This is a genomic window from Pseudomonas sp. NPDC087598 (assembly GCF_044743525.1).
Classification (GTDB): Bacteria; Pseudomonadota; Gammaproteobacteria; order Pseudomonadales; family Pseudomonadaceae; genus Aquipseudomonas.
In genome coordinates this window covers 101,537-113,786 of the sequence record NZ_JBIUWQ010000012.1, presented here as the reverse complement: position 1 = coordinate 113,786, position 12,250 = coordinate 101,537, and the positions used below count along the sequence as shown (strand labels likewise).

Sequence of the window (12,250 nt, the reverse complement as noted above, 5' to 3'; positions counted from 1 at the left end):
CAGGCGGCGGCAGCGTTGCCCCTTCACGGTTGGGGTCGCCAGGTTCGGGAGCGATGTCTGCTGGCCAGGCTATTAGCCAGCAGCATCCCAAACCGCGCGAGATTCTAACAGCTTGAAGCCGTTTGCGTTATATCCGGTTCTTTAGTGCTTAGATCCGGTTCTTAAGTGCATATAACAATTCGAGCGCGCGACGCGGCGTCAGATCATCGACATCCAGTTTGGCCAGCTCATCGAGCACCGGGTGTGGCAGGCTCGCAAACATGTCGCTTTGCTGCGGAGTGGCTGGCTTGCCTTTGGCGGCAGGCTTCGGCGTCTCATGCGGCAATGCGGTGTCTTCCAGCCGGCTCAAGTGCTCACGTGCGCGCACGATGACTTCACTCGGCACACCGGCCAGTTGCGCCACCGCCAGGCCGTAACTCTGACTGGCAGGCCCCGGCAGCACATGGTGCAGAAAAACGATGCGCTCATTGTGTTCGGTGGCGTTGAGATGCACGTTAGCCACCAACGGCTCGGCTTCCGGCAACACGGTCAGTTCGAAGTAGTGCGTAGCAAATAGAGTATAGGCACGCAGATGCGCCAGACGCTCGGCGGCGGCCCAAGCCAGCGACAGGCCGTCGAAGGTGCTGGTGCCGCGACCGACTTCGTCCATTAAGACCAGGCTGCGCTCGGTGGCGTTATGCAGGATGTTGGCGGTTTCGCTCATCTCGACCATGAAGGTCGAACGGCCACCGGCCAGGTCATCGCTGGAACCGATTCGGGTAAATATCCGGTCCACCAGCGACAGCTCACAACTGGCCGCCGGCACGAAGCTTCCGATGTGCGCCAACAGCACGATCAATGCAGTCTGGCGCATGTAGGTGGATTTACCGCCCATGTTCGGACCGGTGATCACCAGCATCCGTGTGTCGTCGTCCAGGCTCAGGTCGTTCGCCACAAACGGCGTGGTCAGGACTTGCTCGACCACCGGGTGACGACCCTGGGTGATGCGCATGCACGGCTCGCTGACGAAACGCGGGCAGTTCAGATCAAGATTCAGTGCACGCTCGGCGAGGTTGCTCAGCACGTCCAGCTCAGCCAGAGCACCGGCGGTGTCCTGTAATGGCGGCAACTGGCTGATCAGGTCTTCCAGCAGTGCTTCGTAGAGCATCTTCTCGCGGGCGAGGGCACGGCTCTTGGCCGACAGCGCCTTGTCTTCGAATTCTTTCAGTTCAGGCGTGATGAAGCGCTCGGCGCCTTTCAGCGTCTGGCGCCGGATGTAGTCTGCCGGAGCCGACTCTGCCTGCTTGCTCGGCAGTTCGATGAAATAGCCGTGAATGCGGTTGTAACCGACTTTCAAGTGCGACAGGCCGGTACGAGCCTTCTCCCGGGCTTCCAGATCAATCAGGAACTGGCCAGCGTTCTCGCTCAGCGATTGCAGTTCATCGAGCTCACTGTCGTAACCGGTTTTCAGCACGCCGCCGTCACGGATCACCGCCGGCGGGTTGTCGATAATGGCTTTTTCCAGCAGCGCCGCCAGTTCCGGATAGGTGCTGGTGGTTGTGGCGAGACGTTGCAGGTGCGGCGCTTCCAGGTCAGTCATCGCCACTTGCAATTCGGGCAGCGCGCCGAGGGCGTCACGCAGGCGAGCAAGGTCTCGCGGACGCGCATTGCGCAGGCCGATTCGCGCGAGAATCCGCTCGATGTCGCCAATTTCCTTGAGCTGCGGTTGCAGTTTTTCGAAACGATAACCGTCGAGCAGGCAAGTGATCGACGTCTGCCGCGCCAGCAGCACTGTCAGGTCGCGCAGCGGACGGTTCAGCCAGCGAGTCAGCAAACGGCTGCCCATGGCGGTCTGGCAGCGATCGACCACCGATTGCAGGGTGTTGTCGCGGCCACCGGCCAGGTTGGTATCGAGTTCCAGGTTGCGCCGGCTCGCGCCGTCGAGCACCACGGTGTCGTCGAGACGTTCGTGACGCAGGCTACGCAAATGCGGCAGGGCGGTGCGCTGGGTTTCCTTGGCGTACGCCAACAGGCAACCGGCAGCGCCGATGGCCAGGGTCAGATTCTCGCAACCAAAGCCCTTAAGGTCTTGGGTGGAGAACTGCTGGCAAAGGCTTTTCAGCGCCGAATCACGCTCGAAATCCCACGGCGCACGACGACTGACGCCACGGCGTTTTTCCGCTGGCAGGTCCCTTGGCCAGTCATCCGGGATCAGCAACTCAACCGGATTGATCCGCTCCAGTTCCGCGAGCAGGTTCTCCCAGCCTTTGATTTCCGACACGCTGAAACTGCCGCTGGTGATGTCCAGCACGGCCAGACCGAACAGGCGCTCGTCACCCAGCAGTGCAGCGATCAGGTTGTCGCGGCGCTCGTCGAGCAGCGCTTCATCACTGACCGTACCCGGCGTGAGGATCCTCACCACCTGACGTTCAACCGGGCCTTTGCTGGTAGCCGGATCGCCGACCTGCTCGCAGATCACCACCGATTCGCCGAGCTTGACCAGTTTCGCCAGATAACCTTCTGCCGCGTGGTAAGGAATCCCACACATCGGAATCGCCTGTCCCGCCGACTGCCCGCGCGCGGTCAGGGTGATGTCGAGCAACTTGGCTGCCTTCTTCGCATCTTCGTAGAAGATCTCGTAGAAGTCGCCCATGCGATAGAACATCAGCTGATCCGGGTGCTGGTTCTTCAGGCGCCAGTACTGCTGCATCATCGGGGTGTGGGAGGAAAGGTCGGAGACGGCTTTATTCATCGGATTGTCAGGCAACTCGTTAAAAGGTGTGGGGCAAAAGCGGGGCAACCGCGGGGCTTTTCCGCGATGGGCGCAAGATTACCATGGGCGGTCTGCCCGACGCAGGCATGACGGCTCGTTGACACTTTTTGCGCTGAATTGATGACTTATGCACGTTTTATGCAAATCAGCATTTGTCTTCGCGAAAAACTTCAAGCACTATGCGCGTTATGCAAAAACGCAACGTATCCTCCGTCTTAAGAGCACTGCTCGACCAGCACGGGATCTCCCCCACGGAGCTCCACCGTCGCACCGGCGTGCCTCAATCCACTCTCTCGCGGATTCTCAGCGGGAAGATTGTCGATCCTTCGGATAAACATATCTCGAAGATCGCCGAGTATTTCAATGTAAGCACCGATCAGTTGCGCGGGCGCGCGGATGTTGCGCCGTCGGCAGGTGCCGCGCGTGATGACGTGCACGCGGAACTCAAGGACATAATGCTGTGGGACGACGATACCCCTGTCGATGACGACGAGGTGTCGGTGCCGTTTCTTCGCGAGGTTGAATTGGCAGCAGGATCAGGAAGATTCGTCATCGAAGAGAGCGAGCGCTCTAGCCTGCGCTTCGGCAAGCGCAGCCTGCGCCATAACGGTGTGCAGTTCGATCAGGCCAAATGCGTGACCGTGCGCGGCAACAGCATGTTGCCGGTGCTGCGTGATGGTGCCACTGTCGGCGTGAACGCGGGTAAGTGCGGGATTGGCGACATCATTGATGGCGATCTCTATGCGATCAACCACAATGGCCAGTTGCGCGTGAAGCAACTCTATCGTCTGCCTACCGGTATTCGTCTGCGCAGCTTCAATCGTGATGAGCATCCGGACGAGGACTACAGCTTCCAGGAAATCCAGGAAGAGCAGATCGTCATCCTCGGTCACGTCTTCTGGTGGGGCATGTACGCCCGATAACCACAGCCTTTTTGCATAAAACCCGCCCATCGGCGGGTTTTTTTTCGCCCGCACAAAGTCTCTCAACGTCTTGATTTATGCGGCTTTCATGCGCGAACGCATTTGTAGTGCATAAATAAATGCATTTGCGCATTGACTGGATATGCATACATGCATAATATAGCCACCAAGCCGCTCGACAAAGCGGCTGGAAACGAAAGCTCTTTAGTTCCAAAAGAACAGGCAGCGATGAACCGGCCTCAACGGTTCAGAGGGTTGGCAACTGACCCGGGTGTGCAGCGTAAAGCACCAGAAGCAGTTATCCGGCGGGCAGGGACCGCGGTCGGAAAAACAATCTGAATGGACTCGTACCGCGCCAGTAGCGCCGAAAAGTCAGCTTCCTTTTTGTACACAGGATTTAAAGGAAGGCGAAGGAGCGCATTACTGAAAAGCCCGGCGCAGCGCCGGGCTTTTTGGAATGCCGACCTGGGGAGGTTAACAGTAGGCCAGTAATTTCAGGCCCGCAGCTGTTGTGCAGAATAGAAACGTCCATTCGATAAAAATGACTCAAGAGAAAGCCTATGAAACGCTATGCATTTGTTCCAACCTTTTATAAAACTCCTTATTTGACTGTCACGAAAGTGCTGTAAACCAACGAAGGCATGCTAACGGCCGGCCCGGATGGGGTTCAAGGCAATTGGCACGATGTAACAAGTAATACCGCTATTCAAGTTGGATGGAAGGTTGAATGTTTCTTCGACAGAGGCTGGGTCTTCTCGGCGCCGACTTATGATGATCAGTTGAGCCTGGCCACTAATTACATGCAGGAGCGCTTCAATGAGGTCGTGCGCCGACTGACGTTCAACCCATTGCAATACAAAGTAGATCTCGGCACCGCTACTGCAGCTGACGAGGCGACATTGATTTCTTACAAACAATACGCCATCGCTGTCAGCGAAATCGTAAACCAATCCGGATATCCATCCTCGATCAATTGGCCCGCCGCTTCGTTCTGACTTTGTGAATGAAGCCTTTGCTGAAAGGTTCGGTGCATAACCGGAAAATCTGAAGATGAATGCGTCTTCTGGAAATACCAATTCAAGGAGTTATGGAATGCATCTATTTGCGCTCGTACAAGGATCGAAAGTTACCCGTTTGGTAGAGAGTGAAGAGATGCCGGGTACGGCGTCGCCCTTTGACACCTGGGTTGATGTAACCGGCAACACGGAAGTTGCAGTGAATGATCGCGCTTCCTTCAACGGCGGCTGGACATTCACAAAAACAACCAACGCGGAGCTGATCAGCGAGATCAACTATGAATCGCTGATGCGGTTAAGAGACATTGATAACCGCCTGCTTCTGAGTTCTGCGCAGTTCAAGGTCGATCTTGGCGTCGCCGATCTGGCCGATGTGACGTTGTTGCAGGATTGCAAGCTGTATGCCATTGCCATCAGCGATATCAACAAGCAAGCCGGTTATCCACAAATCGTAAACTGGCCGGTTGCTCCGTTCTAATTCAACTGGGCGCGGCAGTCCGAAGCCGGTTGTGCATTACTGAAAATCCCTGCCCGAGCGCCGGGCTTTTTGGAATGCTCGTCTGAGCAGACCCCCTGCAATGAACGTCGTACAGAGCAGGACTTAGTTATATAAACAAAAGGAAATTGGAATGAATCGTTATGCACTGATGGAGTTGATCAGCGGGTACAGCTTTTATCTGGTCAGCCAAATCGTGGAGGCTGAAAGTAATCCGCCACTTCCTGGACAATCAGGCGGAATGGACTACTGGATGGATGTCACCGCAAACCCAGCGGCTCAAGTTGGCTTGATATACAAATACCTCGGTTCGGAACCGGTCTTTGTACAACCCGTCTATGGGGACTACGTTGCCATTGCCGTTTCCCGCAAGAAACAACGTTTTGAAACTGCGGCCAGTTGGCTGACGTATAACCCCATGCAGTACCGGGTAGAGCTTGGTGCTGCAAGCCAGGCAGAGGTAGCGCAGTGGCAAGCCTACAAACAGTACATCGTTGACTTGAGTGAGATTAACGATCAACCGGGTTATCCAACGGCGCTCAATTGGCCAACTGCTCCGTTCTGATGCAAATCGATATCTGCACGGGTCTTTGAATGCATGCGGAAAAACCGGGTTTATTTCCGGGTTTTTCTGCATGACTTGCACTATCGGATCGTGTGTTATCACTGGACAAGGCACAACTTGCGGGCATTCCTGGAATACCCGCTTTCAGAGACATCGTTTGAATCAACACACATCAATCACATCGGGAGGAGTGACATGACAACCGAGCAACAAGCGTTGGCAGACATGCCGATCTGGCTGGTCATCCTCCTTGCCGTGGTAGGCGGGGTGTCTGGCGAAATGTGGCGCGCCGACAAGGAGGGCGCTCGCGGCTGGCCGCTCTTGCGCCGTCTGGCTCTGCGCTCCGGTGCCTGCATGATCTGCGGCGTCTCGGCGATCATGCTGCTGTACGCCGCCGGCATGTCGATCTGGGCTGCCGGCGCGTTCGGTTGCCTGACCGCCATGGCCGGTGCCGACGTGGCCATCGGTCTGTATGAACGCTGGGCCGCCAAGCGGATCGGCGTCTGCGAAGTCCCTCCGCGCGACCAGCCTTAACCTTGACTGTTTCCATGCCGCCATTTTGGCGGCAGGGTTTCGCGTGGACGATCGAAAAGGAGGTCATGTATGCCCACACCGATCCAGCAGCCGTCGCAACTGTTCACAGCCATCGCGACAACGCTGCGTAACTCCGCCGGACTCCACCTCAATGTCGGCGTTCACGATGACTTCAATGCTCCCGGCGACCAGTCCTGGGTGTTGATCGATTTCGATCGCAATGCATCGGGAGTGCGCGCCGCTGATGGGCGAATTGCCCATGTCATGACGCTGTCGTTGCAAGTCATCCCGGCGCTTTCCGCGACTGCATTTGCAGCGTGCGATCTGATCGCCGTGTTGAAGAACCTGATCACCGACAACCGCTGGAACTTGCCCGGCGATCAATGCGATCTGCCGATGAACATTGATGGTTTGCCGTCATTGCTCATCCGTGCCGAGCAGCAATACAAGGCCTGGACGCTGACATTCAATCAGACCCTCTACCTCGGCCCGACACTGCTCGACGATCCGCTGGGTACGCCGAAATTTGCCCGCACCTGGGAAGTCAGCAACATCGACGACCCCGACCAATACACCGCACTGGAGGCCTGACCGATGTTCGACGCAATACTGCGCATGCAGCTAGGCCCGATCATCGAGCGGCTGGCCGAAATGGAAGCGGAAATCGAAGACCTGCACCGTCGCGCAGAAAGCTTCTGCCGCATCGGCATTTGCCAGTCGGTTGATGCCGCCAGCAACACTTGTCAGGTGAGCCACGGTGGTTTGCAGACGCCGGCCATCAAGTTTTTCAACCCCAGCGCCGGAGCACAAAGCGAATCGCGGATCCCGTCCGTGGGCGAGCAATGTTTGCTGCTCAACTACGGCAGCGGCGAAAGCGGCGCACAAAGCGTGGCGCTGTTCGGCTTGAACAGTGATCGCTTCCCGCCGACCGCCACGGTGCCAACACTCACTCGCCGGGTTCATGTCGACGGCAGCGAAAGCGGCTACGACGACGCCACGCACACCTTGCATTGGCAAAACGGTCCGGCGGCGTTCAACGGTTCTCGCGAATCGCTGCAACTGAGCATCGGCCCGGCACAACTGGCGATGACCCCACAGGTGATCAACCTGCAACTGGGCGCCGTCGGCCTGACCATCGACGCCTCGGGCGTGCACTTCAGCGGCCCGTTGGTCGATCACCAGGGCCGCGTCATCAGCCCCTGATTAAGAAGCCTTCCATGATCGGAATCGATAGAGACAGCGGGGCCACGGTCGACGACTGGCTGCAATTTGTGCAGCGCGCGACCCGGGCCCTGACCACGCCGCTGGGCACCCGGCAAAAAAGGCCCCTTTATGGTTCGTTGATCCCCACGTTGCTGGGGCAAAACCTCGGTGATGACGTCCTGCTCCTGGCGCAGAGTCATGCGGCGCAAGCGTTCTACAACAAGCAAAACGGCATCGAAGATTTTCAGCCGCAAGTGATCGTCGCCACGCGACAGGGCGCCGGCCTGCTGCTGCGTTTCGCCGGCACCTGGAAAAACCGTCAACAGACTTTCGAGGTAGTGACATGAGCATGTTGATCCCCGGCCAGAATCAATTGGCTGAACCCGCGCTGATCACCGTCGAGGCCTTCGAAGACCTGCTCGCCGAGTTCAAGACTTTCGTCATCGAATACGTCGGCGCCCGGTCGCCGGACAGCGCAGCAAAACTCAAGACCAGCCTGGAAAACGAAAGCGAACTGCTGACCCTGGCGCTGGAAGCGTTCTGCGTGCGGTTGCAAACCCACGAACGCAAATACAACGCCCGCATCAAGCAGATGCTGGCGTGGTGGGCGACCGGCAGTAACCTTGATGCACGGCTGGCGGACATGGGCCTGGAGCGGCAGTTGCTCGACCCGGGCGACCCGGCAGCGTTCCCGCCAGTGCCAGCGGTTTATGAAAGCGACGACGATGCGCGGCTGCGTTATTACCTGGCGCCTCATGCTCCGGCGGCGGGGTCGCGGATGCAGTATCGCCGCGAAGTGTTCACCCTCGGCGAACGACCGACGGTGAACGTCGAATCCACCGAAGCCGGTGTGGTCAACGTCACTTACACCTTCAACCCGGACGGCCTCGCTGCCCAGGTCAAGGACGGCAATGGACGCCGCACTGCACCGGGTGAAGTGCAGGTCACGGTGTTGTCGCGAGACGGTGATGGAACTCCGTCTGCAGCATTGCTCGATGGTGTTCGCCAGCACTTCGCCAGACCGGATGTTCGACCGGAAACCGACCTCGTTACCGTCAAGGCTGCCGACATTCATCGCTACAAGATCCGCGTCGTCGCCAAGATCAACTCCGGACCCGATTCCGGCCTGACCAAAGTCGCCGCACAACAGCAATTGCAGGCTTACGCCGACAGTTGCCATCGCCTTGAAGGGCGGGTCGATCCGAGCTGGATCGACTACACGCTGCACAGCGCCGGTGCTGTGCAATTGCAGATTCTGGAACCGCTATTGCCTGTCGTGTGTAGCGCTTTTGAAGCGCCGTACTGCACGGCAGTTGAAGTGGAGGTGCTGACACTATGAGTGATCAGAATCAGCGCCCGACGCTGCTGCCGGCCAACAGCTCAGCCCTCGAACGAGGACTGGATCTGGGCTTCGGCGCTTTGCTGGATCGCATCGCGCCGCCGTTTCCCGAGCTTATGAATCCGAGTGAAACGCCTGTCGCGTTTTTGCCGTATCTGGCAGCGGATCGCGGCGTCGCCGAATGGAGCACCGCCGCACCGGAAGCGGAAAAACGCCTCACCGTCGAACTCGCCTGGCCCACCGCGCGCCAGGCCGGCACTCGCAAGGCACTGGAAAACGCCGCCAAGGGTTTGCAACTGCGCCCGGAGATCCGCGCCTGGTACGAGCAAACGCCACTAGGCACGCCCTACAGCTTTTCCGTGCGTGCCTTCAGCGACCAACCCTACAGCGAAGAAATCGACGCTCGACTCGACCGACGTCTGGCTGATGCCAAGAGCGAACGGGATGTGCTGTCGGTGTCGGTCGGCCTGAGCGCATTCGGCAATCACGTCATCGGCGCCGCGACTTTCTCCGGCGAACTGACCACGGTTTATCCGGTGTTCATCGAAGGGCTCGAAACCTCGGGAGAGGCGTTCATGGCTGCTGGCATGTACACCGTCGAAACATCCACTATTTATCCTCAGGGGGCCTGAATGGCTGACTATTACACCCTGCTCACCAACGCAGGGATTGCCTACGAAACGGCGTGCAAGGCCGCGGGCACGCCGATCAAGTTGACACAGATTTCCGTCGGCGATGGTAACGGCAAAGTCTACAACCCGGCCGCAACTGCCACCGCGCTTGCACGTGAAGTCTGGCGCGGGCCGCTCAACGCGTTGTTCCAGGACGAGAAAAATCCGAGCTGGCTGCTCGCCGAAGTGACCATCCCGCCTGACGTTGGCGGCTGGTATGTGCGGGAAGCGGGGCTGTGGACTGACACCGGGATTCTCTACGCCATCGTCAAATATCCGGAGTCGTTCAAACCGGTTCTGGCGACGTCGGGCTCGGGGAAAGAGTTTTACATTCGCTCGATTTTCGAGACCAGCAATGCATCGCTGGTGACGTTGTTGATTGATGACACGGTGGTCAAGGCGACCCGCGCCTGGGTCATGAGCTACCTCGCCGAAGAACTCGGCAAACTTGATGGCAAACAGTCGGTGCGCGTCGCCGCCACTGCCAACGTGGTGTTGAACGGTGCGCAGCAGATTGACGGTGTGGCTGTGATTGCCGGCGACCGCGTGTTGCTGCCGAATCAGACACTGGCCAAGGATAACGGCCTGTGGATTGTCGCCAACGGTGACTGGGTGCGGGCAACCGATGCCAACAGCAGCGCCAAGGTCACGCCGGGTCTGACGGTCATGGTGGAAGAGGGCACGGTTAACGGTGATTCGTTGTGGCACCTGACCACCAATGCGCCGATTACGCTCGGTACCACCGCGCTGGCGTTCAAGATGATCGCCGGTCGTACCGGGATTGCTGCCGGGACTTATAAGAGCCTGACGGTTGATGAATATGGTCGTGCGACTGCGGGTGCGAATCCCGAGACACTGGCAGGTTTTGGCATCAAGGATACCTACACCAAAACTGAAATCGAGGGAATGATTGCCAATGCTTCGATGCTGCCGGTGGGTACCATCGTTGCGTTCCCAGGTGCTAACCCCCCGGTGGGTTTTCTTGAGCTGGATAGCAGCGTCAAGAGTGCCGCTCTTTATCCTGATCTGAATGCTTATCTAGCCGGTAAGTACAACAAAGGTGATGAGGGCGCGGGCAATTTCCGTTTGCCGGATGGTCGCGGTGAGTTCTTGCGTGGCTGGGATCACGGGCGAAGCGTGGATGCTGGAAGGGGAATTGGCACCTATCAAGCTGAGGCATTTGCTGCGCACAACCATCGTTACTTCGATGGCACTGCTGCAACTTTCGATCCTGCAGGTAATTGGCAGGCAGGAAATATTAATGGTGCGGCAGCGAGTATCTCAGTGGGTGCCTTTCTTTCCCCGGTAGATAACGGTTCCACTATGCAGATGGTGAACGCCCAGAATACGGTGAACACTGGCGGCACTGAAACCCGTCCCCGCAACCTCGCTGTCATGTGGTGCATCAAGGCCTGGAATGCCCCGATCAATCAGGGAAACATCGATATCGCAGCGTTGGCGGTTCTCTCGCAACAAGCTACTGAAATCAATCAAGGCACGGCCAAGGTTGCTACTCAGGCGCAGACCGATTCAGGCACAGATGATAAAACCATCGTTACTCCGAAAAAACTGCGCTGGGGCTTCTCTATCAGCGTATCCGGGGACATGAGTGGCAGCTACGTCGTATTTCCGAGTTGGCTTGGAGGTTTGATCCTGCAATGGGGTATGACTCTCGCTATTCCCTCCGGAGGCAATTATGTACAGGTTTTCCCGTTAGCCTATCCGTTGATTAACCCATCAGTTTTTACCACTTATCCCAATACAGCTACGGACGCCCCCGTAGGCTCAACCTATATCGGGCAAATCAAAGGGGTTAGTAAAGCGAACGTGACCATTCGCAATATGGGTCAGGCTCCCGGCCAGTTTTACTATTTTGCAGTGGGTCGCTAATACACTGAGTGGTGAGGATTAATCATGAAGTTTGCAACATTTGATGAGAGCGGAACGCTGATGGGGCGTTATGACTCACGTATTCACAGCGTTATTCCCGAACACGCTATTGAACTCAGCGAAGCAGTGTTTTTGGCGACCAGAACCGATACAGATGGCATCTGGAAGCTGGTCGATGGTGACGTAGTCAAAGTTCCTGTACCGGAGGTAGAAACGAATTACGCTGCATTGTTCGCAGCGGAGCGTTTCGCACAAGAGGCATCAGGCATCACCGTAGACGGCGTGAGCGTCGAGACAACGCGCGATAGTCAGACACTCATCGCCAGTACCGGACTGTCGGCGATTCTCGACCCGGAATACCGCTGCAATTTCAAAACGCTGGGCGGTTTTGTCCAGATCAACGCAACGCAAATACTGGCCATCGCTAAAGCTGTTCGTGCTCACGTCCAAGCCTGTTTTGATCGAGAGCTGGACCTGTTGAATGCGCTTGAGTCCGGCACTTACACAGACGAAATGCTCAAAGAAGGCTGGCCCGGCTCTTCGGCGGCCACGCCGGTTCCCTCGGTTCAATAAACGCCCCGTACCCCGGGGCGTCTTCTTGTCCGCGCTTAAAAAATCAACACCCGCCAAGCCCCTCCCCACGAGGGGCTTTCCCGTTTATGGAGAAACGAAAAATGGCAACCCGCCAAACCTACACCGTGCTCGTTCCATTCCCCACCGGCGGTGGGCACTGGTCGAGCGTCGGTCAAGACCTTGATCTGCTCGACGTCGAGGCCAGTGCCTTGCACTTCGCCGGTCGACTGGAACTGAAAACCCCCTCCACTCAGGCCAAAAAGGCCGCTGCCAAGAAGGCTGACTAAA

General features: G+C 57.5%; 14 protein-coding genes. 13 read left to right on the top strand and 1 reads right to left on the bottom strand.

Annotation, left to right across the window (positions count from 1 at the left end; genetic code table 11):
- Positions 1 to 148: 148 nt before the first annotated feature.
- Positions 149 to 2,731 (bottom strand): DNA mismatch repair protein MutS, encoded by a 2,583-nt coding sequence (gene mutS, locus ACIOWE_RS09695; RefSeq protein ID WP_401390303.1) that lies wholly within the window; start codon positions 2,729 to 2,731, stop codon positions 149 to 151.
- Between the two features lie 209 nt (positions 2,732 to 2,940).
- Between mutS and ACIOWE_RS09690 the strand changes: the two genes are divergently transcribed.
- The 13 genes from ACIOWE_RS09690 (at position 2,941) to ACIOWE_RS09630 (ending at position 12,249) form a co-directional block, all read left to right on the top strand.
- Complete coding sequence (locus ACIOWE_RS09690) at positions 2,941 to 3,675, top strand: helix-turn-helix transcriptional regulator (protein ID WP_401303703.1); 735 nt, start codon at positions 2,941 to 2,943, stop codon at positions 3,673 to 3,675.
- Between the two features lie 641 nt (positions 3,676 to 4,316).
- Positions 4,317 to 4,670: a tail fiber assembly protein gene (locus tag ACIOWE_RS09685; RefSeq protein WP_401390300.1), complete on the top strand. Its 354-nt coding sequence runs from the start codon at positions 4,317 to 4,319 to the stop codon at positions 4,668 to 4,670.
- Positions 4,671 to 4,767: 97 nt separating this feature from the next.
- The gene (locus ACIOWE_RS09680) at positions 4,768 to 5,169 is read left to right on the top strand and encodes a phage tail protein (RefSeq protein ID WP_201234269.1); all 402 of its coding nucleotides are present in this window, start codon (positions 4,768 to 4,770) and stop codon (positions 5,167 to 5,169) included.
- A 151-nt stretch (positions 5,170 to 5,320) separates the two neighbouring features.
- Positions 5,321 to 5,752, top strand: coding sequence for a tail fiber assembly protein (locus tag ACIOWE_RS09675; protein WP_201234270.1), 432 nt, complete (start codon positions 5,321 to 5,323; stop codon positions 5,750 to 5,752).
- A gap of 195 nt (positions 5,753 to 5,947) precedes the next feature.
- Positions 5,948 to 6,286 carry a phage holin family protein gene (locus ACIOWE_RS09670; RefSeq protein ID WP_064393158.1) on the top strand — a complete coding sequence of 113 codons (339 nt, stop codon included), beginning with the start codon at positions 5,948 to 5,950 and terminating at the stop codon, positions 6,284 to 6,286.
- Positions 6,287 to 6,355: 69 nt separating this feature from the next.
- Entirely contained in the window at positions 6,356 to 6,877 is a 522-nt protein-coding gene (locus tag ACIOWE_RS09665; protein WP_401390296.1) for a hypothetical protein, read from the top strand.
- Between the two features lie 3 nt (positions 6,878 to 6,880).
- A complete protein-coding gene (locus tag ACIOWE_RS09660) occupies positions 6,881 to 7,489 on the top strand; it encodes a phage baseplate assembly protein V (protein ID WP_401390293.1) in 609 nt (202 codons plus the stop codon).
- 14 nt (positions 7,490 to 7,503) lie between these two features.
- Entirely contained in the window at positions 7,504 to 7,836 is a 333-nt protein-coding gene (locus ACIOWE_RS09655; protein WP_401390290.1) for a phage baseplate protein, read from the top strand.
- Positions 7,833 to 8,828 (top strand): baseplate J/gp47 family protein, encoded by a 996-nt coding sequence (locus ACIOWE_RS09650; protein ID WP_401390288.1) that lies wholly within the window; start codon positions 7,833 to 7,835, stop codon positions 8,826 to 8,828. Before ACIOWE_RS09655 ends, ACIOWE_RS09650 begins: the two co-directional genes overlap by 4 nt.
- On the top strand, positions 8,825 to 9,460 hold the full coding sequence (locus ACIOWE_RS09645) for a phage tail protein I (protein WP_401390285.1): 636 nt from the start codon (positions 8,825 to 8,827) through the stop codon (positions 9,458 to 9,460). Before ACIOWE_RS09650 ends, ACIOWE_RS09645 begins: the two co-directional genes overlap by 4 nt.
- Positions 9,461 to 11,389: a phage tail protein gene (locus ACIOWE_RS09640; protein ID WP_401390282.1), complete on the top strand. Its 1,929-nt coding sequence runs from the start codon at positions 9,461 to 9,463 to the stop codon at positions 11,387 to 11,389.
- 24 nt (positions 11,390 to 11,413) lie between these two features.
- Complete coding sequence (locus tag ACIOWE_RS09635; RefSeq protein ID WP_401390279.1) at positions 11,414 to 11,962, top strand: DUF4376 domain-containing protein; 549 nt, start codon at positions 11,414 to 11,416, stop codon at positions 11,960 to 11,962.
- Positions 11,963 to 12,063: 101 nt separating this feature from the next.
- Positions 12,064 to 12,249: a hypothetical protein gene (locus ACIOWE_RS09630; protein WP_095050422.1), complete on the top strand. Its 186-nt coding sequence runs from the start codon at positions 12,064 to 12,066 to the stop codon at positions 12,247 to 12,249.
- The last annotated feature ends 1 nt before the right edge of the window (position 12,250 follow it).

Excerpts from the sequence above, each read along its gene's own strand:
- ACIOWE_RS09670 (WP_064393158.1), top strand. The coding sequence starts at position 5,948 with ATGACAACCGAGCAACAAGCGTTGGCAGACATGCCGATCTGGCTGGTC.
- ACIOWE_RS09665 (WP_401390296.1), top strand. The coding sequence starts at position 6,356 with ATGCCCACACCGATCCAGCAGCCGTCGCAACTGTTCACAGCCATCGCG.
- ACIOWE_RS09630 (WP_095050422.1), top strand. The coding sequence starts at position 12,064 with ATGGCAACCCGCCAAACCTACACCGTGCTCGTTCCATTCCCCACCGGC.
- ACIOWE_RS09685 (WP_401390300.1), top strand. The coding sequence starts at position 4,317 with ATGCTAACGGCCGGCCCGGATGGGGTTCAAGGCAATTGGCACGATGTA.
- ACIOWE_RS09680 (WP_201234269.1), top strand. The coding sequence starts at position 4,768 with ATGCATCTATTTGCGCTCGTACAAGGATCGAAAGTTACCCGTTTGGTA.
- mutS (WP_401390303.1), bottom strand. The coding sequence starts at position 2,731 with ATGAATAAAGCCGTCTCCGACCTTTCCTCCCACACCCCGATGATGCAG.
- ACIOWE_RS09655 (WP_401390290.1), top strand. The coding sequence starts at position 7,504 with ATGATCGGAATCGATAGAGACAGCGGGGCCACGGTCGACGACTGGCTG.
- ACIOWE_RS09660 (WP_401390293.1), top strand. The coding sequence starts at position 6,881 with ATGTTCGACGCAATACTGCGCATGCAGCTAGGCCCGATCATCGAGCGG.
- ACIOWE_RS09645 (WP_401390285.1), top strand. The coding sequence starts at position 8,825 with ATGAGTGATCAGAATCAGCGCCCGACGCTGCTGCCGGCCAACAGCTCA.
- ACIOWE_RS09690 (WP_401303703.1), top strand. The coding sequence starts at position 2,941 with ATGCAAAAACGCAACGTATCCTCCGTCTTAAGAGCACTGCTCGACCAG.
- ACIOWE_RS09675 (WP_201234270.1), top strand. The coding sequence starts at position 5,321 with ATGAATCGTTATGCACTGATGGAGTTGATCAGCGGGTACAGCTTTTAT.
- ACIOWE_RS09640 (WP_401390282.1), top strand. The coding sequence starts at position 9,461 with ATGGCTGACTATTACACCCTGCTCACCAACGCAGGGATTGCCTACGAA.
- ACIOWE_RS09650 (WP_401390288.1), top strand. The coding sequence starts at position 7,833 with ATGAGCATGTTGATCCCCGGCCAGAATCAATTGGCTGAACCCGCGCTG.
- ACIOWE_RS09635 (WP_401390279.1), top strand. The coding sequence starts at position 11,414 with ATGAAGTTTGCAACATTTGATGAGAGCGGAACGCTGATGGGGCGTTAT.